The sequence below is a fragment of the Puia sp. genome (genome assembly GCF_035546395.1).
Taxonomy (GTDB): Bacteria; Bacteroidota; Bacteroidia; order Chitinophagales; family Chitinophagaceae; genus Puia.
On the sequence record NZ_DASZXR010000002.1, the window covers coordinates 240558 to 266584 of the forward strand.

The window sequence follows — 26027 nt, forward strand, 5'->3', positions numbered from 1 at the left end:
GGGCGCTTCTCGGCGCCTAGCTCGTCTTCCTGTAATTCAACACAGCCCACGTATTTAGCACCAACCCAAGCCCCAGCATCCAAAGTATCTCCGGCAAAATATCCTGGAACCCACTCCCCTTCAACACCACCGGCCGCATGATCTTGATAAAATGGCTCGGCGGGAACGTCGTCACTATCGCCTGCGCCCACCCGGGCATACTGTCCACCGCCGTAAAAACCCCACTCATCATATTGAAGATATTGATGAAAAAGAAGGACAGCGACATGGCCTGCTGCTGCGTCCCACAGTAGGTGGCGATCATGAATCCCAACCCCAGCATGGAAAAAAGGTACACCACCAGCGACCCGTACAACACCCACCAGCTGCCAAGAGGTACGACCCCATAAAAAAGCCAGCCCACAAGCAATCCCATCGTGAACAAAACAATGCCCAACACCATCAACGGGATCATCTTCCCGATGATGAACACATATTTTTTTATCGGCGTCACATTGATCTGGTCGATCGTCCCGCTCTCCTTCTCCTGCACGATATTAAAGGCAGATTGCATCGCCACCAACCCGGTCACCAGCGTCACCAGGATCGCCGGCACCATATACAGCTTGAAGTTCAACAACGGGTTGTACCAGTTGGAGGAAGCCACCGATATCGTAGGGGCAGGGTTGTCTACCTGCCACTGCAAACGGATATCCTCGTTGAAGTCCTTCACGATACTCCCAAGGTACGCCCCACCCAAATTCGCCTTCGTCCCCTCGATCGCATTGATCGCGACAAAGACCTGCTTCTGATTCTCCCGAACCAGGTCCCGCTCGAAATGAATAGGGATCTGCAGCGCCAGGTCGGCCTTGTCCTGCTCCACCATCTTCAGCCCCGCGGTATAACTGTCCTCATAGCCCTTTAGCCGGAAATACCCCGAAGAGACGATCTTTTCTATCAGCTTCCGCGACGTAGTGGAATGATCGTTGTCGACTACCACGATGGAAATATTCTTCACCGAATAGTCCGCCGCCATCGGCAGCAGGATCAGCTGGATCAGCGGCGCGATCAGCAGGATACCGATCAGCTGTTTACTTCTCAGCAGCTGACGGAACTCCTTCTCCAATAAGAATACCAAAGTCTTCATTGCAGCCTGATTTTAAATTTTCGGAGACTGATCGTAAAAAGAAACACACACATCCCCCCAAGGATCAGCAGCTCCTTCCAAATGGCCCCAATGCCGAGGCCCTTCAACATCACCTGCTTCACGATAATGAAATACCAGCGCGAAGGGACCAGGTTGGATAGCAGCCGCAGCGCGAGCGGCATGTTTTCGATGGGAAATAAAAATCCCGTCAGCAGCATTGTCGGCAGCATCATCCCCATCAGCGATCCGGTCATCGCCGCCTGCTGCGTCTGGGCGTTGATGGAAAGGAGTAACCCGATGGACAAACAGGTCATGATAAACAACACGCTCCCGAAAACCAACAACAGGAAACTCCCCTTCACCGGCAGGTCGAGAAAAATATCACTCAAAAAAAGAATGACAAATAAGTTGACGATCGAGATCAGTAGGTTGGGCGCCAGCTTGGAGATGATGATGTAGACCGGCCTGAAGGGTGACACGAGCAATATTTCCATCGTTCCCAACTCCTTTTCCCTCACAATCGCCACCGAGGTCATCATCGTGCAAACAAGCATGAGCACAAGCGCCATCACCCCCGGCACAAAGTTGGGCGCCCCCCGCAGCTCCGGATTGTACATCATTTGCATCGAAGGCACGATAGTCATCGGCTGACCGCTGCCCGCCGCCAGCTCGGTATTGAAGTCGGCAACGATCTGGTTCAGGTAATTGGTAATGGTCGTCGCCTGGTTCGGGTCGGAGGCATCGGCGATCACTTGCATCGTGGCTTTCCCCGTATGGATAACATCGTCGCCAAACCCCGCCGGAAAGGTCACCGCCATCTTCAGATCCCCCTTCTTGAACGCGGCATCGATCTGGTCGGCGCTGGCCAGCGTCCGCTGGATATTGAAATAAGGACTGCTCCCGATCTTGGCGATCAGCCGCTGGGTCACGGCGTCTTTTGAATAATCCACTACCGCGATCCGCGAATCCTTGATCTCATTGGACAACGCAAACCCAAAAAGCACGATCTGCGCGATCGGCAGACCGAACAACATCAGCAGCGTCTTCCGGTCCCGGAAGACATGCAGGAATTCCTTCCGTATAAAAATAACCAGTTGTCGCATTTAATCCCCCTTTCTTTTTGCCTTTCTGGCCAGTTCGTAAAAGACATCTTCCATCGTGGCCGCCCCATACTGCTGCTTCAGGTTGGCCGGGCTGTCCAGCGCCGCGATCACCCCATCGACCATGATCGACACCCGGTTGCAATACTCCGCCTCATCCATATAGTGGGTCGTGACGAATACGGTCACCCCGCTGTCCGCCGCTGCATAGATCAGGTCCCAAAACTGCCGCCGCGTCACCGGGTCCACCCCGCCGGTCGGCTCGTCCAGGAATACGATCTCCGGGTCATGTACGATCGATACCGAAAAGGCCAGCTTCTGTTTCCAACCCAGCGGCAGCTCCCGCACCAGCGTCCTGGCTTCCTGCTGTAGTCCCAACTCCTCCAACAGCTCCGTGGTCTTGGTCCGGATCGCCGGCCGGCTCATGCCATAAATGCCCCCATAAAACCGGATATTCTCTGCCACCGAGAGATCGTCATACAAAGAGAACTTCTGGCTCATATACCCGATACTTTTCTTGATCTTCTCGGTCTGCGTATATACGTCGAAACCCGCCACGGTCGCCTCCCCCGAAGAGGGCCCAAGCAACCCGCAAAGCATCCGCATCGCGGTCGTCTTACCCGCTCCGTTAGCACCCAGAAAGCCGAAGATCTCCCCCTTGTCCACCGTAAAGGTCAACTCGTTGCAGGCTATGAATGGCCCGAAACGTTTGCTCAGCTTGTCGGTCTTGATCACTGGTTCCATGCTAATCCTTTAAAAGATGAATAAAAACATCCTCGATACCCGGCTGGATACGTTCCATTTTTACATCCGGCAAACCCTTACCTTTCAACCACTCCACAGCTTCTCCTTCCTTCCCCCGTTCAAACGTCACATGCAACGCGTCCCCAAAGGCAAAACAACTCCTCGTCCCCGGATAGGCCCTGGCCTCCCGCAACAACCGATGCGTATTGGCCGCCTCCAGGCCGTACAGGTCCCCCGGGAACTGCCCCACGATCCCCGCCGGCGAATCGATCGACAGGATGCTGCCCTTTTGGATCAGCCCCACCCGGTCGCAAAGCCGGGCCTCGTCCATATAGGGCGTCGATACGAGGATGGTAATTCCCTCGGCTTTCAGCCGGGCCAACATTTCCCAGAACTCCTTGCGGGAGACAACGTCCACCCCCGTCGTAGGTTCATCCAAAAAAAGGACCGCGGGCTTATGAATCAGCGCACAACACAGTGCCAGCTTTTGTTTCATGCCACCCGATAGTTTCCCTGCCCGGCGGTCCTTAAAAGGTTCGATCTGTACGTAAATGTCTTTGATCAGGTGATAATTTTCCTCGATCGTCGTCCCGAACACCGTCGCAAAGAATTGCAGGTTCTCCTCGATGGTCAGGTCCTGGTAAAGGCTGAACCGCCCCGGCATATACCCCACACTGCTGCGGATCTTCGCAAAATCTTTCACCACGTCGTACCCGTTCACGACGGCCGTTCCCCTGTCGGCCAGCAACAGCGTGGTCAGGATGCGGAACAGCGTAGTCTTGCCCGCGCCATCGGGCCCGATCAATCCGAACAACTCCCCGGGCTTCACGGAAAGGGAAATATCCTTCACCGCAAGCACTTTCCCCTTATTATAGGTCTTGGTAATATGGTCCAGCGTGATCATGACTAGAATTTGACTTCACCATACATCCCCAGTTTCAAAAACCCGTCGTTCTTCACCCGGATCTTCACCGCATATACGAGGTTGGCCCGTTCATCCCGGGTTTGTATGGTTTTGGGGGTGAATTCCGATTTGTCGGAGATCCAGTAGACGGTCCCCGGGTACTCGCGGTACCGGTCCTTCCCTTCATCCGAAAACACCTTTACCGCCTGCCCCAGTTTCACCTGGGTCAGCTGTGCGCCGGTGACATAGGCCCGTAAGGTCACGGTATCGACATTGGCGATCTTATACAGCGCCTTGCCCATCGTCGTCATCTCTCCCTGCAACGCATACTTGATCAGCACCGTCCCGCCGATCGGGTTGACGATCCTTCCCTTGTCGATATTGTCCTGGATCTGCGCGGCCGACTTTTCCAATGGCGCCTTCTCACTCAGCACGGTCCGGTTCTCCGTAGCGACATTGGACTCGTCCAACGCGATCTGCTGCCTCGATACGTCGATCTGCTTCCTCAACTGATCGATCATCGAATTGATATCATCCAACTGCTTCTGAGTCGCCGCATCGGCCTTCAACAGGTTCTCCGTCCGGGTCCGCTCCCGAAGCTGCTGCGCCAACTGTACTTCCTGTACGGCCAGCTGCCGCTTGACGAGTTCGATCTGCGGATGCGGGTCCGTCGTCTTTTCCTTCAGCGCGGCGATCGACGCCTGCACCTGCTGTTTTTGCAAAACGGTGTTGGACATATCGATCTGCCCGACGATCGCGTTCTTCGCCAGCGTATCCCCCTCCTGGATAGGGAAGGAGAGGAGCTTGCCGTTCTGCTCTGCCGAGACGATCACCTCGTCCGACTCGAACACCCCCGAAGCATCGGTCACCAGCTTATGACTGTTACAAGCCACCAAAAATAGAGATCCCAAAAAGAGCATCTTTTTCATAAACCTGCTGTTGTTTTATAGTTATACTGCGCCATCAACAATTGCATTGCATGAATGACCCGCTGCTGACGCGCTTGCGCGGCAGCATTGACATCCAGTAAATAATCGTTGGCGCTGATCACGCCATTCTCCAGTTGCGCCGCCGATGATTTGTCCACGGACTCCCGCAGCCGCACGATCTCCTCATCGCTCCTGATCAGCTCCCGGTATTTCCGGACATCGGCGCTTTCCTGGCTCATGGTCAACCGGGTGTTGAACAAAAAGGTATTGCGCTGATTGGTCACCATCTCCTGGTTGTTCCGGCTGATCAGCTTCTCCTTCTTGTAGGTATAGCTGTTGCCGATCGTCCAGGTCAACCGCAATCCCGTCAGGTAATAACCGCTGAGCGAAGTGGACAGGAAATTCACGGGGTTCGGTTGGCCCAATCCGCCCTGGAAGAAAGCGCTCAGCGAAGGGAAGAGGTTCCGCCGTGTCAGCTCCTGCTGCTCCGCATAACTCCGCGCCTGCAGATCATAGGCCGCCAGCTCCGGCCGCCGGATCGAATCGCCCATCGCCGGTTCCATGGGCCTCACCAAAACGACGCTACTGTCCACAACCCGGTTAATAAACAACCCCAACATATCCGTATAGGCGGCGCGCGAAGCGCGCAGCTCGACACTATGTTGTTCCGTATTCAGCAACTCCGCCCGTAGCTTGTTCAGGCTGCTGTTGAAATCCGTCCCATTCTTCACTGCCGCCTCCACCTTCTTGATCCCGGTTTGGATATCGGCCGCCGCCAGCTCGTTCTGCTCCAGCTGCCCGTCGATCAGCAAGGCCCCAAAGAACAACTGGTTGACCCGATCCTTCAAAGCATACAAGTCCGTCGCAAGGTTCGCCTCCTGCAATTCCGCATCGGTTCGGCTCACCGTCCGGCGCTGCTTGTTGATCCCAAAATCCGTCAGCGTCTGCGACACCTCCCCATACAGCTTGTACTGGTCCTTCGGCACCGTGGGAATAGTGATGTTGATACCCGAGATCGGCGGGATGGCGATCTTGGTCACATCCGACTGGTAGGTCGCCGTTCCGTTCACTGCCAGCTGCGGATAAACGCCCTTCGCAATATTGGCAAGAGTATACTCCCTCGTTTTTTCGATCAACGCCCGCTGCCGCGTCAACGGATAGTTGGCCTCGGCAAGTCCATAACACTCGTCGAGCGTCAACCGCTGCTGACCCGACCCCCACAGGACCGTTACCAGCAAACCCAGCAAGAATAGGCTCTTTTTCATGTTTATTCGTTTGATTTAATCATTTGATTAATAAGCGGGCAAAAAAAATCAGGGCTTTCCCTTTACCATCATCCCGATCCACATCGGCACAAGCTTCCGGCGTTCATCCATATACGCGTGAAATTGCTCGTCACTGACATTCAATACCCGTTGCAGCAAAGGTTTTGCCACGAAGGGAAAGACCGAAAGCCCCACCAGGTTGGCCACAAATTGGAATGGATCCAACGTCGTCCTACCCTCTTTCTTCGCATCTACCAACTGCTGGAAGAACATCTGCCTCGCCGGCGCCAGCTCCTCTCGGAGCCTTACCGCCAGCTCCGATGAATTGCCCTGGATCTCATTGAGGATAAATAACGGCAGATCGGGAAATTCAGTCAGGAAATCGATGTATCCATTCACCACTCGCTTCACCTTCTCTTCCATGGTCAGCGTCTCGTCCGTGAAATTGGCCGACAACCCCCCAATGAATTGCCGGAAATTCTCCATCATGATCAGGTCGAACAGCTTCTGCTTGCTCCGGAAATAGTAGTTCAGCAAGGCCAGGTTAATCCCCGCCTCTTCGGCAATATCCCTCGTGCGCGTCGCAGCAAAGCCTTTCTGGGTGAACAGCTTGCGCGCCGCCTCCTTGATCCGCTCCTCGGTCGAGCCATCTTTCTTTTTTGCGCTTCTCCCGCTCGCCGGTCTTTTGCTTGGCATGCAGCAAAGCTAATCCGTCTTTTGGATTTAAACAAATTTTTTAATCAAATGATTAAAAATCATCCCTAAAAGATTGGATACCATTTCCCAGGGAAACATAATCCACCGTCCCCGTCCCCTGGAAACGATACAGGATGCCGATGATCTTCGAATGCAGGATATGCCGCGGAACGGTATAGGCGAGCTTATCATTGACAAGGATCTTCGCCTTCCCGCTGTCGGACTCGATCCGCAGCTTGACATAATCGTTGAAATTGACGCCGAGCGAGGAAAGGTCCTCCCGTTTCCCGCTGGTATAGAAATAAGTGAAATAAAGGTCCACCGTCGAAACGCATCCCGGCGCCACCAGCGGCACCCAGATGGCAGTTCCCTCGCAAAGCAAGTAGATCCGCGTCAGCTGGCAAACGGCCGAGCCCTCGGCATAGTCATTCTTCAGTCGCGTCTCGAAAACAAAATGGTCCGAATAAACATCCCCGAAATCCCGCACATTGGCGAACATCACCGTAGGCGGCGCAGGCTGCAGAAGAATGTTCTTGGCCCTGATCTGATCCACCGACAAGGTCATCTTCCCGCCGCCGATGGATTCCTGCGGCTTGAAATACACCGGCACCGGGTCCTGCTCCACCAGCGGCAGCCAGCCATCCGTTCTGATCAGCAGGCTATGCTGCTTCACCACCTGTCCATGCACCCGCAGCGAGGCGTGATAATAGTCCGGGTAATAGTATACAGAGGTATATTGGTGGCCGCTCCGGGGGACCTTCACCCGCCGCGTCGTATCCCAGCTTTGCTGGATCACCACCGAATCATCCGGACTGCGGCTGGCGTCATAGTCGAAGATCACCGAATTGGGCAAACCCGAAGTAACAGTCTTCTTGCTGCTGAAGGAATAATCCCGGGACTGGGGCGGAGGCTGCTGCCCCTTCAAAAAAAGCAGCACCAGCAGGATCACCACCAGCGGCGCCACCATCCAAACCACCTTCTTCCACCGCCACCGCCACCGCCGCACCTCCTTCTGTTCCGCCACCGCAGGTGGCGGAACAGAAACTTCCCCCGCTTTCACGCTAAAATCCCTCCAATTATCATATCCCAGGTACTGCACCAGCGTATTCAACGTGTGCGTATTCGGCAAACTCTCGTACTTCACCTTCCCCCAGATGCGCTTCAACGTGACATGACTGATATTCACCCCGGTCTTATCGCGAATCAGCTCGCTCAGCTGCAGAAAATCCTGGTTGCTCCACTTCTCGCTGTCACCCCAGCCGGTTTGTTCCTCAAAACGTTTTTTTACCTGTCGGATCAGGCTTTCATCGGTTGGCATAGTTGTAAAATTACTCGAGTTGAGTCGCCCGCCCGGTCGTGTACCAACTTGTACCAAAATGAACGGGTTATGATTCGCTTTTTACAGGGGGCTTGCTCAACTTTATATGAGCAATTTAACGCATTTATGGTACGCCTGTTCCTTTTGCTTTGCCTCATCGGACCGTCGGCTGTTTGTCCAGCCCGGGCACAGGAGAATGACCTCCTTCCAGCCGACCGCTACCTGACCAGCGTCCGGTTTACCCAACTCAACGGCGGCATCATCGTCGGCAAGGTCAAGCTTGATTCCTTTCCCGACTCCCTCAATTTCATCTTCGATACCGGATGCGGCGGCGCTTCCCTGGACTCCGCCACTGCCGCCCATTTTCAACTCCATCCCCGGGCAGCCGACGGCACCATCCGCGGCATCGCCGGAAAATGCCAGCAACGCGTCCTGGACAATTCCCGCCTCACCGTCGGCAGCCTCGTCGTCGACAGCCTTCGCCTGCAGGTAAATGACTATGATATTCTTAGTAGCGTCTATGGCCAAAAGATCGACGGCATCCTGGGCTATAGCTTTTTCTCCCGCTATCTCGTCCGCGTAGACTACGACAGCTCGAGGCTCGATGTCTTCACAAAAGGCCCCATCCGCTATCCCTCCGGCGGCTTCCTGCTCCGGCCCCGCCTCTTCGGCCTGCCCATGCTCGAAGGCCATCTGGCCGATGCGCGCGCATTCAAGGGCCGGTTCTATTTTGACACCGGCGCCGGCCTCTGCCTCCTCTTTTCGGCCAACTTCACCGAGGACAGCGCCGTCTTCAGGCCCAAACGAAAAAAACCGGTCCGCACCCAGGGCGCAGGCCTCGGGGGTAAGACCGACATGCAGCTCACAACCCTCCGCACCTTTTCCCTCGGACCCTTCCATTTCCGGCAGATCCCGACCTATATCTTCGAGGACTCCTTCGACGTCACCTCCTATCCACAACTGGGCGGCCTCATCGGCAACGACCTCCTGCGCCGCTTCAACCTGATCATCAATTATCCGCACTCCGAGATCTATATCCTGCCCAACGGCTCCTATAACCAACCTTTTGATTACAGCTACAGCGGGGTCTTCATCGCCCTCATCGAGGGCAAGGTGATCATCACCGATGTCATGGAAGGTTCCCCCGGCGAACGGGCCGGGCTCAAAGAAGGGGATATTATCCTGGAGGTCAACGGCGACAAACAGCAAAATCTGCAGGTCTATCAAACGCTCCTGCGGACCATCGGCCCCAAGGTCAAGGTGCTCGTGCGGCACGCCGATGGAGAGATGGCACTCTGCTCACTAAAGGTCAGTAGCATTCTCTAGTCACTCAGCCCAATCATATCTTCTCTCTGTCAACATTTTTCCAAATCCGGCCGTCCGCTTCTCCTCGGTCAGCCGGAACCCATGCCGCAGATACAACGCAGCAGCCGTCTCCTGCTCATGCGTCGTCCATAAATAAGCCCGCCGGTATCCGGATTCGCGAAGCCAATCCATAAAAAGCCCCATCAGTCTCTTCCCCAAACCGGCCCCGCGATACTCCGGCAGCAAAATAAAATAGCGCAGCTGCGCCACGCCCTCCTCCCGCCGCATCCCCAACAGGAACCCGACCATCCTTCCCTCCGCTTCACACACCCATACCCGGTCCTTTGCCGGGTCATACTCCAATGCAAACTCACCCAACCCCTTCAGCACATACCCCTCGAAACCCAATCCAAACTCGTTCTCCCGCGTATAGATCGACCCATGCAGCCACGCCACGAGCCCCAGGTCCCCCGGTAACAACTGCGTACGGATCGTCACCTCTCCCTTCGGCCCACCCAGCAAATGATTCACCGCCTCCATATGCCCCAGCAACTCCCCCTGCTGCACTTCGCTCAACGGCTCCAGCATCTGCCCGACCTGCTCATCCGAAGCCTTGTTCAACACGGCAAACTCCCGCATCCCCTTCTCCGTCAGGGAAAGCAAAAAAGCCCGGGCATCCCCGGGCGACTTCCTCTTTGTGATGATTCTTTCTTTTTCGAGTTTCTTCAGCAACCGGCTCAGGTAGCCCTTGTCGATCGACATAGCCCCCGTTAGTTTCGAAGCCTGCACAGGCTGCCCCGCTTGAATTTCATAGATCAGCCGGGCCTCCGCTAAAGACCAGTCACTGTTGAGCAGGTGCTGATCCAGCAATCCGATCAGGTCCGTATACCATCGGTTAAAAGCCCTTATCCTCGGAATGACTTTCCTTTTCATTCCTCGAATTTACGGAATATAGTTGACCAGGTCAACTATATTCCGTCCCGGCGCGCGAATGCGCGCTAGCTTGCCATAGCCACCGAGAATTTCTCCTTTTTAAATTCAGAGAAATTCATCCCCGTCGTATTCTTAAAAAACTTGCTGAAATGCGCGGAATCCGAAAAGCCGAGGTAATAAGCGATCTCCTTCATGCACACATCCGAATAAGCCGCCTGCCGCTTGGCTTCCAACGCGATCCGCTGCCGGATATGATGACTGGCCGGATACCCCGTCGACTTCTTCACCGTCTCGTTCAGATAATTCGGCGTCACCGACAACTCCCGGGCATACTCCGCTACCATCCGCATCGTCTTGAAATGAGTGTTCAACGAATCCATGAACTTCTGCACCAGCCCCATACTCCTGGCCTGCAGGTCCATCCCGTCCTGGGCTTCGAACTGCCGGCCAAGATAGATCAGGAAGATCTTGAAATACCGCTTCAGCAACTCCTGCCGGAAAAGATCGACATTGTTATATTCCTTCAGCAACTTCTCCATGATGATGGCCATATCACCCACCAATTCACTCTTCACCCGCAACGCCCGGCACCGGTCGAACAGCGCATACACCCCACCTGGGTATCCCAGGTCGAAATCTGCATCGCTAACCCCCGGAAAGGCCTTCGTGAACGCGATCACATATCCTTCCAAACCCTCTTCCGACGACAGTTCCCGCATTTCCCCCGGCCGGACGCAAAACAGCTGGTTATCGCTTATCTCGTATTGCCGGAGATCGAGCCGCAACAGGCCGCTCCCCTTCGTGATCCAGAAGATCTCGAAATAGTTATTGCTGTAAGCCGTAGCCTTCTCCGGCTCAGGATAGCTCGCCAGGGACTCCAGCATTTTGACGGTAAAGAACTGTCCCGAGTTATCAGTGGTGTATACGATGGAAAGACTTTCAGGCGCTTTCATAAATATCTTGTTTACGTACGATTATTCGAATTGCATGCCTGAAACTAAAACTCTGTTTATCAGTTTATTAATAAAGCCCTGGCCCTCCATTCTGACGAATCCTCGACGGTGTTTCGGGCAAAAGACGAAATATCGTCGTATTTTCAACAATGACCACTCCCGACCTCTCTGATGCCTGGATCGACTTTAGCAACCACCTGGCCGCCCTTACCTCCCGGGAACGGCTCTTCCCCCTCTTACAAACGACCCTCAAACGCCTCGGCCTTCCCGGTGAACCCGGCCTCATCCTGCTCGACGATCAACGGAAGCATTTTGAAGTTTTTCTTACCGAACCTTCGACCCGGCGCTTATCCCCTGACGATAGAAACTGGCTATCCACCCATTCCCATCCCTGGCCCGACGGTTTTTTCCACCTCGGGCTGGAAATTGCAGCGCCCATCGCGCTCAACCTCGACGAATGGATGCGCAAAAGGATCGTACCCCGCCACCTTCGGATCCTCTACGACGGTGGCATCCGCGAACTATTCGGCGCAGGCATCCACGCAGATGGCGCACTGATCGGCGGGCTCTTTCTGATAACCACCAACCGGCATATCTGGACCAAACAGGACACAAAAGCCCTTCACTTCATCGCTACCCAGCTCACCCTTACTATTGCGGGGCTTCGCGCTACCGCGGCGATCACCCGGCTCGAAAAGGAGAACGCAGCCCTCCTCTCGCTCAGCAGGGAACAGTTCCGGACGGCATATGACCATGAAGAGATCGTAGGTTCCAGCCCGGTGCTCCAACGGGTCTTCCAATCCATTGGCCAGGTCGCCGGCACCACGAGCACGGTCCTCATTCTCGGGGAAACCGGCACGGGAAAGGAGTTGATCGCCCGCGCTATCCACAACGGTTCACCCCGGAAGGATAAACCGATGATCAAGGTCAACTGCGCGGCCCTCCCCGCCAACCTGGTCGAGAGCGAGCTTTTCGGCCACGAGAAAGGCAGCTTCACCGGCGCTGTTGACCGTCGCATCGGCAAGTTCGAACTGGCCGACAACAGCTCCATCTTCCTCGACGAGATCGGCGAGCTGCCCCCCGAACTGCAGGCCAAGCTGCTCCGCGCCATCCAGGAGAAAGAGATCGAACGCATCGGCGGCCGAACTACCATCCGGACGGATGCCCGGATCATTGCCGCCACCAATCGCCGCCTGCAGGAAGAGGTTGACGCAGGCCGTTTCCGGACGGACCTGTACTATCGTCTCAACGTATTTCCCATCCATCTGCCGCCCCTCCGCGAACGCCGGGAGGACATCCCCGCCCTGACAGCTCATTTCATCGCGAAATATGCCCGCAGATCGGGCAAAAAGATCACCGGCATCGCCCCCGCCGCCCTCCGGCAAATGAGTGTCTATCACTGGCCCGGCAACATCCGCGAGCTGGAACATCTCGTCGAACGCAGCATCCTCATGACCCAGGGGCCCATCATCCGCGAGATCCACCTGCCCGTCGATAACAAGGAGAACGGCATCGCCGAACAACCGGAGACCACCGCGATAAAATCCCTCGAAGACAACGAACGCGACCATATCCTCGGCGTCCTTCGCAAAACAAAAGGCCGCATCCGCGGTAAAGGCGGTGCGGCCGAAATTCTTAAGCTTCCCCCGACAACCCTGCACTCCCGGATGAAGAAGCTGGGCATCACAAAGAAACACGAATGATCAAAGATTGCCTTTCTTCAACTCCCCCACAGCATGCGTCACCGCTCTGGCGGTAAAGGCCATATACAAAATAGAGGGACTCTGATTCCCCGTACTCGTCATACAGGCCCCGTCGGTGACGAACACGTTCTTACATTCATGCAGCTGGTTGTATTTGTTAAGCAGTGAGGTCTTCGGATCTTTCCCCATCCGGCATCCGCCCATCTCATGGATGTCCCGGCCCGGCGCCCAATGATTATCATGGGTCGTGATATTCTTCACGCCAATAGTGTCCAGCATCTCGGCGCTCGTGGTCAGGAAATCCCTCAGCAGCTTCTCGTCGTTGTCATCATAATCCACCTTCGTCACCAACAGCGGAATGCCCCACTGATCCTTCTCGGTGGGATGTAAGCTCACGGTATTGCTTTCCTTGGGTATCGTCTCGCCCTGCATATACATGTACATGGTCCATCCGCCCGGTTCGCCCATCGCAGCCTTATATTCGCCGCCGATCCCCTCCGCATCCGGTGTCCCCCGGCTCGCGCCCATAAAGGCCATATACCCGCCGACAAAATCGGTATCCTGCTTTTTCAAATTCCGGAAATTCGCCATCATACATTCCGAAGGCCGCCGCCCATAATAATACTTATCAAGAAATCCATCTACCGTCCCGCCCAGCGAACCCCGATAGTTCTGAAAAGCCACGTATTTACCCAACAACCCGCTATCGTTACCAAGCCCGTTCGGAAACCGCTTTGACTGCGAGTGCAACAGGATGAGATTGCTGTTCAGCGCAGATCCGTTGACAAAGATCACCTTTGCGAAATATTCGGTGGCCTGGTGAGTGTTGGTATCGATGATTCGAACTCCCGTCGCACGCCCTTTCTCCTCGTCATAGATGACGGAGTGCACCACGGAAAATGGCCGCACCGTCAGGTTGCCCGTTTTTGCCGCCCAGGGTAGGGTGGAGGAGACCGAGCTGAAATAGCCGCCGAACGGGCAGCCCCGCATGCACATATCCCGCGCCTGGCATTGGCTCCGGCCTTGTTGCAGATGTATCGGCTCGGCCTTCGTCAACTGCGCCCAGCGCCCCGCGATCATATAGCGATCGGGATAGTGCCGGCGGATCTTTGCCTGCAGATCCTTCTCCACACAGTTCATTTCAAAGGCCGGGAGATAATCCCCATCCGGCATCGACTCCAACCCGTCCTTGTTCCCGCAGATACCCGAGAAACGTTCCACATGCGAATACCAGGGCGCGATCTCGTCATAGGTAATGGGCCACTCGATACCATACCCGAACTTTGCCGGGTTGGTGAACTCGTAATGACTCCACCGCGGACAGGCCCGGCCCCAGATCAACGACTTACCGCCCACCTGGTAACCCCGGATCCAATCGAACGGCTTCTCCTGCACATACGGATGGTCTTTGTCGCGGATAAAAAAATGTGCCGTATCCTCCCCAAAACCCGCCGCCGTCGTGATCAGCGGGTTCTCATCGACAAACTTTCGCGGCATTTCCTTGCGATGCGGGAACTCCCAGGGCGCCATCGTCGCCGTAGGGTAGTCCTTGAGATGAACGACGTTCCTGCCCCGCTCCAGCACCAGCGTCTTCAGCCCCTGCTCGCACAATTCCTTCGCCGCCCAACCCCCGCTGATCCCACTGCCGATCACGATGGCGTCGTACAGGTGATCATTTCCCATATTTCACAGAGATTTCTTTGAAATACACAATATCATCTTTGCTATGATTTTGGATGCCGAAATATCCCTGGTCCGGCCGCCTGCCGCGCTGCGGCTCAAAATCGAACTTCCGCTCCGGAACCGGATCCCCCTCGCGATAGTCCGTCACTTTAACTCCATTGACCATTACGATCGTCCGCGGCCCATCCAGCGTGATATCCATCGTATTCCACTGCGGTCCCGGCTTCCCCGGCTTGGCCAGCGGCTTCGTCAGCGAATACAGCGTTCCGGTGATATGGTAGTCGTCCTCCTTTGACCGCTCGGGATGGTTGTCGATCTGCACCTCATAGCCGTAATGCACCGGCATCCACTCCTCCCGCGGCTCGATCGGAATGCGGATGAACACCCCCGAATTGTCGTTCTCGTCCTTCATCCGGTAAACAAGATGAAAAGTACAATCCCCGAATTTCTCCCCGGCCCAATACAACAGGCCCATCCCGCCGGCGCCATGCATCAGCCCTCCTTCCACGACCATGCTGCCGGGACCCACATGTTTCCAGCCGGTCAGGTCCTTCCCATTAAAAAGTTGTTTGGATTGTGGCGGCGGCTCCGTCCTGGAGCCCGTAAATCGCGGCGCCGCGGCCAGCAACAGGGCCACGCCGATCAGGTAGTGTGTTCTATACTTCATAAAGCAAGCTTGTGAATTGCGCGAATAGAGCGTTAACCGCCGGATGCGGTTCCAATGTGTTAAATTAGCATATTTTCTCAATACCCCAAGGCACAAACAATGATCTGTATCGCGTTGTTAGATAGCAAGAAAAAAATCGTTATATGAATATTGCTAAAAGGGTCGGCGCCTGGGGCGACCGGCACCACCCCAAGATCCTCGACCTGCTTCGTATGGTCCTCGGTATGTTCCTGTTTTTTAAGGGGATCATCTTCTTCAACAATGCCGGTTACCTCCGTTACCTGATCCTCGACACCGGGGCTATCAAAGGTTCGCCCGGCCTCATCAGCGCCATTATTTACTATGTCACGTACATGCATGTCCTCGGCGGCGGCCTCATCTTCCTCGGCCTGTTCACCCGCCTCTGGGCCCTGCTCCAGCTGCCGATTGTCTTTGTCGCGGTTTTTTTTGTCAATATCACCGCCCCCTACGTCAACTCAGAGCTCTGGCTCTCGATCCTGGTGTTGGCCCTACTTTGCGTTTTCCTGGTCCTCGGCTCCGGCCCGCTCTCGCTCGACCGGCTTCTGATGAAAAGTAAAAATAACGACGAACTAAGATGAAAAAACTATTGGTCCTTGTCGATTTTTCCGCACCCTCCGTAAACGCCGTTGCCTACGCCGCCGGACTGGCCCAGGATAAAGGCTTCGCGGAGATCGTGCTGATGTCGAATTGCTTTGTACCGCTTTTCGAACAGATCGTCCCCAATCACGACCTGCTGCAGATGGGAGAGGAAGAGATCGACCGGCGTATGGAAAGCCTTATGAAACAGCTGCTGGAGCTGAAAAGCGAGATCGGCAAGCAATTGCCGCATGGCATTTCGGTCAGGATCGCCATCGGGACCAAACCCCTGCTGCGCTCCGTGGTGGAAGAAGTGACGGCGGAATCACCCTCCCTCGCGATCATCGGCACCAGCCGCCGCGCCCCGGGAGACGACTGCAGTATCGGGCGCCAGATCATCCCCCTCGCCAGGGTCATCCCGGTCCCCGTCCTCGTCATTCCGCCGGAAGCCCGGTATCAGCCCATCCGGTCTGTCCTGGTCGCCGGTACGACCGAAGCCTCCACAACCCTGCTACCCCTTTTGAGTGATCTCGAGGTGATCCAATATGACCCGCCTCAGAAAGAGGTGATCAAAGGCGTGCTCAAGGCGGCCGCCGACCAACAGGTCCAGTTGATCGTCGCCCTGCCCCGCAAACACAGCTTCTTCTACAACCTGACCCATCAGAATATTATGCAGGGAGTCGTCCTCAACGCAGCCGAACCGGTCCTCATCCTAAAATAATGGTTATGGACCTACTGCAAAGTCCTCCAACCGCCGCAGTGATCCTCACCGGGCTTTAGCCCTCGTCCGCGCCGCCTTCTTCGCAGCCGCTGACCGCCCCGCCGGTCCCTTCGTCCGCGCCGCCTTCCTGGCCGCCGACGAACGGTCCGAAGACGAACGATTCTGAGCCGCCGACTTTGCCTGCTTCGACAAAGCCTGGTGGGAAGCCGCAGCCGAACCCTCCTTCTTCAACGCCCTCTCCGTCGCCTGGCTCCGGGTCTTCGACACCGGCTCATGCCGCTGCCCCTTTGTATAAGCGCTTTCCGCTTCTGGCATAAAACTGCTTTTTCATACGGCCAGCAATTAACGTGCCTTTGCATACTTCGCCAATTTCTCCAGCGACAACTCCGTTCCCTTCTCATTGTCCTCCGGCCGAATCCCGGGCGGGATATTCGAAAAGGTCAGCTCGACCCGGGTTCCGGTTCCCTCAGGAATGAAACCCACTTCCATGATCATCTCGCCCATGAACCGCGCATCCCTCGTGTCGAATTCAATAGCTTCAACGATTCGCTTGTTGGGTCGCAATTCCAAAAACCGGGCGCAATACCGGTCTTCCTTCACATCGCTCTTACCCTTCACCTCCCCATCCTTCTCGGGATAGAACAGCGACATGATATAACCACCGCCTTCGCGCAGCTCGAATTGGTGCACCTTGCCGGTCATCTCGCCGGGCGCAAGCCATTGCTCAAGGGCCTCCGCATCGGTAAAGGCCCGGAAACACGCTTCCGCAGAAGCGTCGATCAGTTTACTGTTTTTCGTCGTTGTCATAGGTCCATTTTTTCAGGCAAGCTTCGTTAGGGAAGCCCGTTTCGCATGCCTCAGCAAGCGCCGTGCCGGGGCATGGTTTTTTATGTGTAACCGTCGAAAAATTACTGTCGTGATCTTCCAACCCCTTGCCGCTGCTGCCACATGTCTTTCCTCCGCAGCGCCTCGTTATTCCATTTTTTCTCATTTCCATAATTCGATCCGCTGTTCCCTTCACTCCCCTGCCGGTTGGCTTGTTTCCCCAACTCGGAAGAGCCCTGCCCGAAATTCGATCCACCCTGCGTCGTCGATCCATGATGATGCCCGGCACGGTTGGGCGTACCCTCTTGAACTTCTTTTTGCTTGGTTAAACTCTTCTTCTTCATAACAGGAATTTTATGGCAAAACACGCGATTATCATGCCCGGCAAAAAGATCATTTTGGTGACCTTTGTCATCGCGCTCATCCTCGTGGCCGCCTTCTCCGGTGTTCAGGTTCATACGCTTTCCGAACGACAAAAGACGATCAAACGGGACTACAGCGGGGTCAACAACGTCAGCTTCGGCATCCTCTCGGTCAGCCGCTGGCGCGACCTCGTCATCGACGCCGTTGGTCAGCAGATCGACAGCTTTCGCCTTACCCCCGCCGAACGCGATTCCCTCCAGAAAGAAGTGGAAACTCTTCTCGACGCACTCATCGACAAGGCCGACAGTATCATCAGCCGCCCCCAGAAAAGCCTCGGCGGCAAGGTTCGCAAGCTGGTCTTCCACGCCTTCGTCAAACCCACCAACCTTCACAAGGAGACCCCCGCCTTCGCCAAAAAGATCATCGCCGGGGTCATGCGCCCCCGCAGCAGGCGCCGGCTCGCCTCCGTGGCGAAGAGTAAGCTCGAAGACCTTAGCGAACACACCTATGACAGCGCATACGAAGAGCAACGAACGCGATTCGACTCGGTCTTCAAACGCTATTCCGTAGCCAACCTCGATGACTTCAATAAACGGACGGACAATGACCTCACCGTGATCCATAAAAAGATGATGACATACGTATGGATCATGCTGGCGTCCCTCGCCGTTCTCCTCAGCCTTTGGTATCTCCTCAGAAAACAGAAACCCCTTCTCACAACCCTCTACATCCTGTCCATCTTCATGGCCCTTGTCTTCCTCGTCACCGGGCTGACTTCCGTCACGATCGAGCTCGACGCCCGCATCGACGCCCTGAACTTTCACATTCTCGGCGAGACGATATCATTTAAAGACCAGGTCATTTTTTTTCAATCCAAAAGCATCGTTGACGTTGTCATCCTGCTCCTTCAGAACGGAAAGATCAATACCATCTGCGTAGGCGTTCTGCTCCTTTGCTTTAGCATCCTCTTCCCAATAGCAAAACTGGTTTGCACCGGCCTCTATCTGATCGGTAAACGCCAATGGACGAAAAGCCGCATCGTCGGCTTTTTTGCCTTTCATTCAGGAAAATGGAGCATGGCAGATGTGATGGTGGTCGCACTCTTCATGGCCTATATCGGCTTCAACGGCATCCTCAACGACCAGCTACGCGACCTCAACATCAATAGCAGCGCCTTTACCAGCATCGCAACCAATCGCACCTCCCTTCAACCCGGTTACCTGATCTTCGTCACCTTCGTCCTCTTTGGCCTGGCCTTGTCCCAACTCCTCCATTGGTTGAATCCCCAGCCGGACTGTCACGAAACATCCACGCCGTTGCGTCGGGCGCATCGATAATAATGTTAAATTTGGAAAAACCGCGCGCCATGCCATCCATCCAGCCATCCCTCAAAACGCTGACCGTCCTCGTCCTCGCGGTCTTCGCCATCCTCCCCGCAAAAGCCCAATCCCAACGCCTCCTCCTCGCCCTCTCCAAAACCGACCATACCCTGGCCCTGGTCCATCCAAATACCCTCCAAATCATCACCCGCCTCCCCGTCGGCAGCGACCCGCACGAAGTCATCGCCTCCTCCGACGGCACAAAAGCCTATGTCACGATCTACGGCGGCGGCAGCCTCCACGAAATAAATGTCCTCGATCTCGTCGGAAAAAAGGCCCTCGGCAATATCGACACCCGTCCGCTCTACGGCCCTCACGGCATCGACTTCGCCGCCGGTAAGGTCTGGTTCTCCGCCGAAGGATCGAAGGCGGTCGGCCGCTACGACCCCGCCACCGGCAAGCTCGACTGGGCCATGGGAACCGGCCAGGACCGTACCCATATGATCTTCGTCACTCCCGATGCCAAACATATCTATACGACAAATATTACCTCAGGCACGGTCAGCATCCTCACCGACACGATCCTGCAGCCCGGAACAAACGCCCCTCCCGGCGCCCGCCCCCGGGAGGAATGGCGCCAGACCCTCGTCCCCACCGCCCGCGGATCGGAAGGGTTCGACGTGTCCCCCGATGGAAAAGAATTGTGGACCGCCGCCAGCGAGGACGGCTCCATCACCGTTATCGACCTCACAAAAAAAGCCCTTGCAGCCCGCCTGGACGCCAACGTAAAAGGCGCCAACAGGGTGAAATTCACACCTAACGGCAAACAGGTATTCGTGACCAGCCTCGGTACGGGCGACCTGACGGTCTTCGACGCCGCCACCCGTAAAGAAGTGAAGAGAATAAAGCTCGGTCGCGGCTGCGCAGGCATTCTCATGGACCCGGTCGCAGCCCGTGCCTTCGTCGCCTGCTCCGCCGATAACAATATCGCCATCATCGACCTCAAAACCCTCGCCGTCATCGGTCACCTCGACGTAGGCGGAACACCCGACGGCCTCGCCTGGGCAGGTCAGTAAAGAAAAAGCCCGCGCCGCTATTTCGGCAAAGCCTCCCGAACAGTTTTCGTCAGGCGCTGCAGATCAAAGGGCTTCGATAGAAAGGAATCAGCAAAACAACCTGCAACGCTCTTCTGCATCTCTATATTCGCAGAAAAAAGAACCACTGCAATATCCCGCGTCGCAGGCGATGTCTTCAGCTTCAGACAAAGATCCCGCCCATCGGCCGTGCCCAGTGACACATCCAGCAACACCAGCTCCGGCCGGTAATCATGGATCATATCCTCCAGGTTCTCCCACCGGGATAACGTCTTCACACTATACCCGTTCATGCTCAGCGCCATCTGCACCAGCTCAAGAATATCCAGGTCGTCATCCAGCACAAGAATACGTTTCATGTCGTAGAGTTTAAAATGGGTAATGAGAACCGGAAGGCAGAGCCCCGCTCCCTGGACTCCACCCAGATGTTCCCGTTATGCCGCCGGATAATATCCCGGCAGATATAAAGACCAAGACCAAAACCTGAAATATGGTCGGCAACTTCCTTCGATCGATAGAACCGGTCGAAGATCACCTCCTCCTCCCCAACCGGGATCCCCGGCCCAAGGTCCCGAACCTCGATGACCACTTCCACAGGCCGCTCCTCGCAGCTGACCACTACCTTTTCCTCCCCGGGCGAATACTTTACCGCATTCGACAAAAGATTCACCAGCACCTGTTCGATCCGCTGCCGGTCGGCCACCACCCGCCGGAACTTCGGCAACTCCTCCACAACGATCACATGCGTCCGGCTGACGATCCGGAACGCCGTCACCGCCTCTTCGATCAGTTCCCCCAGGTCAAACGCCGATAGCTGCAATTGCAACTGGCCTACCTGCATCTTGCTCACGTCCAGCAACTCCTGGATCAACTTCTCCAGCTTCCTGGCATTGGCAAAAGCCCGCTCCACCATCTGCTTCTTCGGCTGCTCCATCTCTACCATCGTCAGCATTTCCAAATAACCTTTAATGCTCGTCAGCGGCGTCTTCAGCTCATGACTCGCCACCCCAATGAATTCATCCTTCCTCCGCTCGTTCTCCTTGACTTTTTGCAACAGGTTGTTGAAGTTCCGGATCAGGCTCCCGATCTCATCCTCACCGCTCTCCTCCATGACCCGCGAATAGTTCCCCGTCTGGTTCACCTCCGTCATCACCTGCGCCAACCGCTCCAACCGGATAGACAGCGAAGCCTGCACAAGCCGGGCGATCAGGAAAGACGCCACAATGGCGATCGCCGTAAGGATCATCGCCATACTCAACAGGCTCCGTTTCATGGCCGCCAGGTCGGACAGGCGCGCCGACAATACGATCGTTCCCAACGACTCCCCATTGCTTCGGATAGGAAAGCTCACCTCCAGCTGCGCCCGGCTCGTGTCACCCTGCATTTTCCGCGCAAAAGCATTCCCCTTCTTGTCTAGGATCGTCGCGACGGCAATGTCCGGCGCCACACTCTCCAGCTCCCCAAGCATCTTCTCCGCCGCATCATTGTCCTGGAATTGCAGCATCGACACCGAATTGGCCGCAATCACCTGCGCCAAACTCGTGATGCTCTCCGCTCTACGTGTCTTATAGGCCCGGAACTCCGTGGCGACAAAGGTCCAGAACACGATGCCCAGTACCAGCATGCTGGTGAACACCTGCATCAGGATCAGCTTGTTTCGGATCGATATGTCTCTGATATTCTTCAAAACGTCGATTATTGGACCATGATCGCCAGCTTCAGCAGCTGACTGCTTGCTTTTAACCCCATTTTGCTGATAGCCTTCTCATTGGCCTCGAACTTCAGCTTTTCATTCACCAGCACGAAATTCAACGCCACTCCCTCTCTCGCATCACCTTTTCGCTCCCCGATGGTCAACACCCCCTTACCCAGCTTCGCGAGGATGGAACGCACCGAATACCCGCACTTGGCCGGGATAAAAAGGATATGACAATAGTCGATATCCTCCGGACTGTTGAAATGCCGCAGCACGATCCGCCGGTTGTTGACCAGGTAATTTCTCGCAAGGGTCCCCAAAGCCGAATCCAACCCCGAATGGCCCATCTCGCCGATGATAAAATCGGACTCTTCAGGACCGGCTTCCCAACTGATATACCGCGTAAAATTGTAGATATAAGCGGCTTTGAGATTGGGCTCCGTTTCCTCCGGCTGCGCAACGATATGCCCTCCGTAGATAATCAACGTCACAGCAATGAAAAGGGTTGTATGATGAATGAAAGCGCGCAAGACCGTTCTACTATAACGTGACACAGATTTTAAAAGTGGCATTCCTCCCCGGTTGCTCGAGCACCGTTGAGTAGACAAACCCGTCGGCGGTCCGGAACCCCGGGTCCAGCCATCGGACATTAAAAAGATTGTGAACCGCCACGCTGGCGCTGATCCGCTTGTCGAAGATCTTCCCGGTATGAAACACAAGGTTCGTCAGGAAATAACCGGCCACGGGCCCATAAGGATCGGTCGGGGGCGAGATACGCTGACCGACCCAGTTGCCTGAAAGCGTAACGCTGAAGACATCGGCCGCATAGGCGGTGACCCCCGCATTCCCTTTCACCCGGGCCACACCCGGCATCCTGCCCTTCATCCCCGTCGTCAGGTTCTTACCCGTCGCATCCTGCCAGGTGAAATTCGCAAAGGCCGAAAATTCCTTCACGGGTTTAACATTAAATACAGCTTCCACACCCGTCACATGAACGATCCCGGGGTTCTTGTCGGGATTGAACCCACTCAGGTTGGCAAGGATGATCACATCCGAAAGATCGTTGTGAAATCCATTCACCTGTGCGCTTACCCTTTCGGAAAACGAATACAAGACATTCCCTTCATATGAATCGATCTTCTCCGTCACCAATTTGAAATTGCGTCCCGTCTGGTAGATCTCGAGATTGGTAGGCGCGCGGAACGCATGACCATACTGTAGTTTGAAGGTCAGCTTATCCGTCGCCTCGTTGACGACCACGATCCTGGGACTGACATTCGAGCCAAAATAGCTGTTGTAGTCATATCGCACTCCTGCCGTCAGGGTCGTCTTATTCAAATAAGGCGTCTCGAGTATGTATTGGAGATAGCTGCCGAAATTCCTACGGATGTCATAGACCCGGGGCAGAAAGGTCGATCGCACATTCACCACCGTATCCTTCCCATCCACCACATACGCCGTCGGATCATAGGTCGAACCCCGGCCGCCCTTTTCGACATTGTCGCGGAAATACTGGATACCGCCCGATAGTTTCTGATGGCCGCCCAGCTCGTAAATGGCCGTCACCAGCCCCATCACCCGGCTGCTCCGGGTAGCGATCTTCGCCCGGATCATATGCACGCCGTCAGTCGTTATATAAACATAGCTGTCATCCCCCGTGCCCGTCTCCCGGTAAACGATCTGGCCGGATAGAGTCAGCCGGTCCGAAGGGCGCCACTCGTTCCGCAGATAAAGCGTCCGCAAAAAAGCGTCGTCCAACCCCGACCGCTCCCCTCGAAAGTCGCTGGACAGGATACCCAGCACACCGGAATTGCCATTGCCCTGCGGCGGCAGACCAAGATAGGTGGTCGGACTGTTGGAATAAGTACCCCAACCCATGGGCGTCCGGTACTCCCGGTATCCCAGCGTGGTCACCGTCTTCCCCCCATAATAGCTGAGTGCGCCCTTCAACCCGTACGCCTTGTTGACATAGGAACCCGAATAGTTCGGATCCCGATTGGCAAACACCGGTCCGTCCGAACTATACAAGGTCCCCGATGCCGAGACCTCCCAGTTTCCCTGGCGGACCCCCATGTTCAGCTTCTCGAAGAGGGTATTGAAACTGCCGAATCCCTGCTCCGCATGAAACCCATTCATCTCCTGGCCCTTCTTTGTGATCATATTGATCACTCCGCCAAAGGCATTGGCCCCGTAGATCGCCGACACCGGTCCCCAAATGATCTCGATCCGGTCGACATCATGCAGCGAATAGGCCGGACCGGCCATATCATTGCTACCGATGATATTGTTCTCCGCAATGCCGTCGATCATGAGTAACGCCCGCAGATTCTCCGCCCCATACATCCCGCGGAAATAAATAAGGGTGGGCGCATACCCGTTGATGTGGATCATGTCGATACCCGGCACATCCCGCAACGCGTCCTCCAGCTGCTCATAACCCCGCTCGCGGATCTGCTGGGCCGTTATAACCGTCACCGTAGACGGTGCCTGCGCCGCCGGCTGCAAAAAGCCCGACGCGGTCACGACTTTGATCTTCATCAATTGCTCGAGAGGAAGTCCCGCCAGCCTGTTCACTTCAGGGACGGTATCATGCTGCGCGTGGCCGGCAACCGGCAAAAGAAGATAAAGGAAATAACGGGGTAATCGTTTCATAGCAATTCTTGAAGGTTTGGGCCTTCTTGGAATGCTCAAAAAACAAGCCGTCCTTGCGCCGTACCGCAACGTAATAGGTAGGTGTGGAAGAATTGCCCCAGTCTGGGGCAATGGTCTTTATTTCTTCCTGGCTGTCTTCTTTTTCGCCGTTTTCTTCTTCGGCGCAGCTTTCTTTTTTGAGGCAGCCTTCTTCTTCGAAGCCTTCTTAGGCACCTTGGCCCCCGCCTTCCTCGCCTCGGACAGCCCAATGGCGATCGCCTGCTTCCGGCTCTTGACTTTCTTCCCGCTCCGGCCACTCTTCAACTGGCCGCGCTTCTTCTCCTGCATCGCCTTCTCCACCTTGTCACCTGCTTTTTTGGAATATTTTGCCATAATAATGATAGTTTTATTGCAATTGTTTGTGGATCAAACGTTGTGCCTCCCTGGGATTCATCTTCTCCAATGCCTTGAACTTCTTTCCTTCGAGCCGGTTGTACTCCGTAAAGAACGCCTCCAGTTGATCCGTGATCATCTTCGGCAGATCCTCCATCTTCTCCACGTTCTGGAAGATGTTCGAGCACTTCGGGATAGCCAGGAACCGGTCGTTCCGGATCATCTTTTTACTATCCTTCTCCTCCGACTGCTCCGCTTTGATCCCTCCAATGACCCGGCACTTGATGATGACGCCGGGAAAACTCTCAAACTCCGAGATGACGATCACATCCAGTGGATCGCCATCCTCACCCTTCGTCTTCGGAATAAACCCGAAGTCATACGGGAATACCATCCCCGAAGGCAATATCTTCTTCATCTTGAAGAACGGCGTGTTCGGGACATAATCGTATTTCTGGCAGCTGCCTTTCGGGGTCTCGATGACCACTTCTATACTTTCCATAATAAGCACCCGCTTAAAAAAGCGGGCCAATATTTGCCCCGGTTCCTCAGCAAAATCTCCAACTATGAATATTCTTCATACACTCTTCGGTGAAGGAAAGGACCTCGATAGCCTCCAAATGATCTGCCGGGCCATCGTCGCTTTCTTTCTCACCCTCGTGCTGATCCGCATCGCCGGCATCCGCACCTTCGGGAAAAAGACCGCCTTCGACAACGTCATCGTCATCATGCTCGGCTCCATCTTCAGCCGCGTCGTCGTCGGCGCCTCCCCTTTCATTCCCACAACACTGGCCTGTCTTTCCTTCGTTCTCGTCCACCGGCTGCTCGCCTGGATAAGTCTCTACAACGACACCCTCGGCCGCTGGATAAAAGGCGAAGCCTCTACGTTGTACGAAGATGGTAGACGAAATGAAAAGAATATGCGCGACGCGGTCATCAGCGAAAAGGACCTGCACGAAAGCATCCGCCACCAGCTTCATGAAGACAGCTTCGAACAGATCAAAGCCATCATCCAGGAACGAAACGGCGAGATCAGCATCATAAAAAAATAGGAAAGGATTT

At 55.3% G+C, this 26027-nt stretch carries 28 protein-coding genes; 7 read left to right on the top strand and 21 right to left on the bottom strand.

The annotated features are described in order from the left end of the window. Positions 1-16 precede the first annotated feature (16 nt). Genes VHE34_RS02110 through VHE34_RS02145 form a run of 8 tightly spaced genes read right to left on the bottom strand, consistent with a single transcriptional unit; the run spans position 17 to position 8082 of the window. Entirely contained in the window at positions 17-1126 is a 1110-nt protein-coding gene (locus tag VHE34_RS02110) for an ABC transporter permease (protein ID WP_325584073.1), read from the bottom strand. Continuing rightward, a complete protein-coding gene (locus tag VHE34_RS02115; RefSeq protein WP_325584075.1) occupies positions 1123-2229 on the bottom strand; it encodes an ABC transporter permease in 1107 nt (368 codons plus the stop codon). Before VHE34_RS02115 ends, VHE34_RS02110 begins: the two co-directional genes overlap by 4 nt. After that, positions 2230-2970, bottom strand: a complete 741-nt coding sequence (locus VHE34_RS02120; protein WP_325584077.1) for an ABC transporter ATP-binding protein — start codon at positions 2968-2970, stop codon at positions 2230-2232. 1 nt (position 2971) lies between these two features. Continuing rightward, complete coding sequence (locus tag VHE34_RS02125) at positions 2972-3874, bottom strand: ABC transporter ATP-binding protein (protein WP_325584079.1); 903 nt, start codon at positions 3872-3874, stop codon at positions 2972-2974. 2 nt (positions 3875-3876) lie between these two features. Continuing rightward, positions 3877-4803, bottom strand: coding sequence for an HlyD family secretion protein (locus VHE34_RS02130; protein ID WP_325584081.1), 927 nt, complete (start codon positions 4801-4803; stop codon positions 3877-3879). Continuing rightward, a complete protein-coding gene (locus VHE34_RS02135; protein WP_325584083.1) occupies positions 4800-6068 on the bottom strand; it encodes a TolC family protein in 1269 nt (422 codons plus the stop codon). Before VHE34_RS02135 ends, VHE34_RS02130 begins: the two co-directional genes overlap by 4 nt. A gap of 48 nt (positions 6069-6116) precedes the next feature. Then, positions 6117-6764 carry a TetR/AcrR family transcriptional regulator gene (locus tag VHE34_RS02140; protein WP_325584085.1) on the bottom strand — a complete coding sequence of 216 codons (648 nt, stop codon included), beginning with the start codon at positions 6762-6764 and terminating at the stop codon, positions 6117-6119. A 52-nt stretch (positions 6765-6816) separates the two neighbouring features. Further along, positions 6817-8082 carry a hypothetical protein gene (locus tag VHE34_RS02145; RefSeq protein ID WP_325584087.1) on the bottom strand — a complete coding sequence of 422 codons (1266 nt, stop codon included), beginning with the start codon at positions 8080-8082 and terminating at the stop codon, positions 6817-6819. 126 nt (positions 8083-8208) lie between these two features. Between VHE34_RS02145 and VHE34_RS02150 the strand changes: the two genes are divergently transcribed. Next, on the top strand, positions 8209-9408 hold the full coding sequence (locus VHE34_RS02150; RefSeq protein ID WP_325584089.1) for an aspartyl protease family protein: 1200 nt from the start codon (positions 8209-8211) through the stop codon (positions 9406-9408). Here VHE34_RS02150 and VHE34_RS02155 read toward each other — a convergent pair whose 3' ends face one another. Both VHE34_RS02155 and VHE34_RS02160 read right to left on the bottom strand, forming a co-directional pair. After that, entirely contained in the window at positions 9409-10320 is a 912-nt protein-coding gene (locus tag VHE34_RS02155; RefSeq protein ID WP_325584091.1) for a bifunctional helix-turn-helix transcriptional regulator/GNAT family N-acetyltransferase, read from the bottom strand. Between the two features lie 65 nt (positions 10321-10385). Then, positions 10386-11273 (bottom strand): helix-turn-helix transcriptional regulator, encoded by an 888-nt coding sequence (locus VHE34_RS02160; protein WP_325584093.1) that lies wholly within the window; start codon positions 11271-11273, stop codon positions 10386-10388. Between the two features lie 149 nt (positions 11274-11422). Here VHE34_RS02160 and VHE34_RS02165 point away from each other — a divergent pair, with 149 nt between their 5' ends. After that, positions 11423-12976 carry a sigma-54 interaction domain-containing protein gene (locus tag VHE34_RS02165; protein WP_325584095.1) on the top strand — a complete coding sequence of 518 codons (1554 nt, stop codon included), beginning with the start codon at positions 11423-11425 and terminating at the stop codon, positions 12974-12976. Here VHE34_RS02165 and VHE34_RS02170 read toward each other — a convergent pair whose 3' ends face one another. Further along, on the bottom strand, positions 12977-14659 hold the full coding sequence (locus VHE34_RS02170; protein WP_325584097.1) for a GMC family oxidoreductase: 1683 nt from the start codon (positions 14657-14659) through the stop codon (positions 12977-12979). Next, positions 14649-15326, bottom strand: a complete 678-nt coding sequence (locus tag VHE34_RS02175; protein ID WP_325584099.1) for a DUF1080 domain-containing protein — start codon at positions 15324-15326, stop codon at positions 14649-14651. Before VHE34_RS02175 ends, VHE34_RS02170 begins: the two co-directional genes overlap by 11 nt. A gap of 143 nt (positions 15327-15469) precedes the next feature. On the opposite strand from VHE34_RS02175, the gene VHE34_RS02180 reads away from it, so the two are divergent. Then, on the top strand, positions 15470-15925 hold the full coding sequence (locus VHE34_RS02180; RefSeq protein WP_325584101.1) for a DoxX family membrane protein: 456 nt from the start codon (positions 15470-15472) through the stop codon (positions 15923-15925). Next, positions 15922-16644 carry a universal stress protein gene (locus tag VHE34_RS02185; RefSeq protein ID WP_325584103.1) on the top strand — a complete coding sequence of 241 codons (723 nt, stop codon included), beginning with the start codon at positions 15922-15924 and terminating at the stop codon, positions 16642-16644. The genes VHE34_RS02180 and VHE34_RS02185 overlap by 4 nt, the downstream gene beginning before the upstream one ends. Positions 16645-16689: 45 nt before the next feature. On the opposite strand, the gene VHE34_RS02190 is transcribed toward VHE34_RS02185, so the two are convergent. The 3 genes from VHE34_RS02190 to VHE34_RS02200 all read right to left on the bottom strand — a co-directional run bounded on the left by VHE34_RS02190 (position 16690) and on the right by VHE34_RS02200 (position 17813). Further along, positions 16690-16959, bottom strand: a complete 270-nt coding sequence (locus VHE34_RS02190; protein WP_325584105.1) for a hypothetical protein — start codon at positions 16957-16959, stop codon at positions 16690-16692. 27 nt (positions 16960-16986) lie between these two features. Beyond that, on the bottom strand, positions 16987-17451 hold the full coding sequence (locus VHE34_RS02195; protein ID WP_325584107.1) for an SRPBCC domain-containing protein: 465 nt from the start codon (positions 17449-17451) through the stop codon (positions 16987-16989). Positions 17452-17552: 101 nt separating this feature from the next. Further along, complete coding sequence (locus VHE34_RS02200) at positions 17553-17813, bottom strand: hypothetical protein (protein WP_325584109.1); 261 nt, start codon at positions 17811-17813, stop codon at positions 17553-17555. A 12-nt stretch (positions 17814-17825) separates the two neighbouring features. Between VHE34_RS02200 and VHE34_RS02205 the strand changes: the two genes are divergently transcribed. Together VHE34_RS02205 and VHE34_RS02210 are read left to right on the top strand one after the other, a co-directional pair. Continuing rightward, the gene (locus tag VHE34_RS02205; protein WP_325584111.1) at positions 17826-19169 is read left to right on the top strand and encodes a paraquat-inducible protein A; all 1344 of its coding nucleotides are present in this window, start codon (positions 17826-17828) and stop codon (positions 19167-19169) included. A 29-nt stretch (positions 19170-19198) separates the two neighbouring features. After that, complete coding sequence (locus VHE34_RS02210) at positions 19199-20227, top strand: YncE family protein (protein ID WP_325584113.1); 1029 nt, start codon at positions 19199-19201, stop codon at positions 20225-20227. Between the two features lie 17 nt (positions 20228-20244). Here VHE34_RS02210 and VHE34_RS02215 read toward each other — a convergent pair whose 3' ends face one another. The 6 genes from VHE34_RS02215 to VHE34_RS02240 all read right to left on the bottom strand — a co-directional run bounded on the left by VHE34_RS02215 (position 20245) and on the right by VHE34_RS02240 (position 25467). Next, a complete protein-coding gene (locus VHE34_RS02215; protein ID WP_325584116.1) occupies positions 20245-20604 on the bottom strand; it encodes a response regulator in 360 nt (119 codons plus the stop codon). Then, positions 20601-21932, bottom strand: a complete 1332-nt coding sequence (locus VHE34_RS02220) for an ATP-binding protein (protein ID WP_325584118.1) — start codon at positions 21930-21932, stop codon at positions 20601-20603. The genes VHE34_RS02215 and VHE34_RS02220 overlap by 4 nt, the downstream gene beginning before the upstream one ends. Before the next feature lie 8 nt (positions 21933-21940). Then, positions 21941-22432, bottom strand: coding sequence for a YfiR family protein (locus VHE34_RS02225; protein WP_325584120.1), 492 nt, complete (start codon positions 22430-22432; stop codon positions 21941-21943). Positions 22433-22481: 49 nt separating this feature from the next. Then, the gene (locus tag VHE34_RS02230; RefSeq protein ID WP_325584122.1) at positions 22482-24593 is read right to left on the bottom strand and encodes a TonB-dependent receptor plug domain-containing protein; all 2112 of its coding nucleotides are present in this window, start codon (positions 24591-24593) and stop codon (positions 22482-22484) included. Between the two features lie 117 nt (positions 24594-24710). After that, entirely contained in the window at positions 24711-24965 is a 255-nt protein-coding gene (locus VHE34_RS02235; RefSeq protein WP_325584124.1) for a DUF6496 domain-containing protein, read from the bottom strand. A 13-nt stretch (positions 24966-24978) separates the two neighbouring features. After that, positions 24979-25467 (bottom strand): inorganic diphosphatase, encoded by a 489-nt coding sequence (locus VHE34_RS02240; protein ID WP_325584126.1) that lies wholly within the window; start codon positions 25465-25467, stop codon positions 24979-24981. Positions 25468-25531: 64 nt separating this feature from the next. On the opposite strand from VHE34_RS02240, the gene VHE34_RS02245 reads away from it, so the two are divergent. Further along, entirely contained in the window at positions 25532-26017 is a 486-nt protein-coding gene (locus VHE34_RS02245) for a DUF421 domain-containing protein (RefSeq protein WP_325584128.1), read from the top strand. Positions 26018-26027: the final 10 nt, after the last annotated feature.

What these genes read in the sequence shown, in the direction of transcription:
- VHE34_RS02185 (WP_325584103.1), top strand. Translation starts at nt 15,922, where the DNA reads ATGAAAAAACTATTGGTCCTTGTCGATTTTTCCGCACCCTCCGTAAAC.
- VHE34_RS02175 (WP_325584099.1), bottom strand. Translation starts at nt 15,326, where the DNA reads ATGAAGTATAGAACACACTACCTGATCGGCGTGGCCCTGTTGCTGGCC.
- VHE34_RS02120 (WP_325584077.1), bottom strand. Translation starts at nt 2,970, where the DNA reads ATGGAACCAGTGATCAAGACCGACAAGCTGAGCAAACGTTTCGGGCCA.
- VHE34_RS02165 (WP_325584095.1), top strand. Translation starts at nt 11,423, where the DNA reads ATGACCACTCCCGACCTCTCTGATGCCTGGATCGACTTTAGCAACCAC.
- VHE34_RS02130 (WP_325584081.1), bottom strand. Translation starts at nt 4,803, where the DNA reads ATGAAAAAGATGCTCTTTTTGGGATCTCTATTTTTGGTGGCTTGTAAC.
- VHE34_RS02125 (WP_325584079.1), bottom strand. Translation starts at nt 3,874, where the DNA reads ATGATCACGCTGGACCATATTACCAAGACCTATAATAAGGGGAAAGTG.
- VHE34_RS02215 (WP_325584116.1), bottom strand. Translation starts at nt 20,604, where the DNA reads ATGAAACGTATTCTTGTGCTGGATGACGACCTGGATATTCTTGAGCTG.
- VHE34_RS02200 (WP_325584109.1), bottom strand. Translation starts at nt 17,813, where the DNA reads ATGAAGAAGAAGAGTTTAACCAAGCAAAAAGAAGTTCAAGAGGGTACG.
- VHE34_RS02140 (WP_325584085.1), bottom strand. Translation starts at nt 6,764, where the DNA reads ATGCCAAGCAAAAGACCGGCGAGCGGGAGAAGCGCAAAAAAGAAAGAT.
- VHE34_RS02170 (WP_325584097.1), bottom strand. Translation starts at nt 14,659, where the DNA reads ATGGGAAATGATCACCTGTACGACGCCATCGTGATCGGCAGTGGGATC.
- VHE34_RS02110 (WP_325584073.1), bottom strand. Translation starts at nt 1,126, where the DNA reads ATGAAGACTTTGGTATTCTTATTGGAGAAGGAGTTCCGTCAGCTGCTG.
- VHE34_RS02155 (WP_325584091.1), bottom strand. Translation starts at nt 10,320, where the DNA reads ATGAAAAGGAAAGTCATTCCGAGGATAAGGGCTTTTAACCGATGGTAT.
- VHE34_RS02145 (WP_325584087.1), bottom strand. Translation starts at nt 8,082, where the DNA reads ATGCCAACCGATGAAAGCCTGATCCGACAGGTAAAAAAACGTTTTGAG.
- VHE34_RS02235 (WP_325584124.1), bottom strand. Translation starts at nt 24,965, where the DNA reads ATGGCAAAATATTCCAAAAAAGCAGGTGACAAGGTGGAGAAGGCGATG.
- VHE34_RS02160 (WP_325584093.1), bottom strand. Translation starts at nt 11,273, where the DNA reads ATGAAAGCGCCTGAAAGTCTTTCCATCGTATACACCACTGATAACTCG.
- VHE34_RS02135 (WP_325584083.1), bottom strand. Translation starts at nt 6,068, where the DNA reads ATGAAAAAGAGCCTATTCTTGCTGGGTTTGCTGGTAACGGTCCTGTGG.
- VHE34_RS02115 (WP_325584075.1), bottom strand. Translation starts at nt 2,229, where the DNA reads ATGCGACAACTGGTTATTTTTATACGGAAGGAATTCCTGCATGTCTTC.
- VHE34_RS02150 (WP_325584089.1), top strand. Translation starts at nt 8,209, where the DNA reads ATGGTACGCCTGTTCCTTTTGCTTTGCCTCATCGGACCGTCGGCTGTT.
- VHE34_RS02180 (WP_325584101.1), top strand. Translation starts at nt 15,470, where the DNA reads ATGAATATTGCTAAAAGGGTCGGCGCCTGGGGCGACCGGCACCACCCC.
- VHE34_RS02190 (WP_325584105.1), bottom strand. Translation starts at nt 16,959, where the DNA reads ATGCCAGAAGCGGAAAGCGCTTATACAAAGGGGCAGCGGCATGAGCCG.
- VHE34_RS02210 (WP_325584113.1), top strand. Translation starts at nt 19,199, where the DNA reads ATGCCATCCATCCAGCCATCCCTCAAAACGCTGACCGTCCTCGTCCTC.
- VHE34_RS02245 (WP_325584128.1), top strand. Translation starts at nt 25,532, where the DNA reads ATGAATATTCTTCATACACTCTTCGGTGAAGGAAAGGACCTCGATAGC.
- VHE34_RS02195 (WP_325584107.1), bottom strand. Translation starts at nt 17,451, where the DNA reads ATGACAACGACGAAAAACAGTAAACTGATCGACGCTTCTGCGGAAGCG.
- VHE34_RS02205 (WP_325584111.1), top strand. Translation starts at nt 17,826, where the DNA reads ATGGCAAAACACGCGATTATCATGCCCGGCAAAAAGATCATTTTGGTG.
- VHE34_RS02240 (WP_325584126.1), bottom strand. Translation starts at nt 25,467, where the DNA reads ATGGAAAGTATAGAAGTGGTCATCGAGACCCCGAAAGGCAGCTGCCAG.
- VHE34_RS02230 (WP_325584122.1), bottom strand. Translation starts at nt 24,593, where the DNA reads ATGAAACGATTACCCCGTTATTTCCTTTATCTTCTTTTGCCGGTTGCC.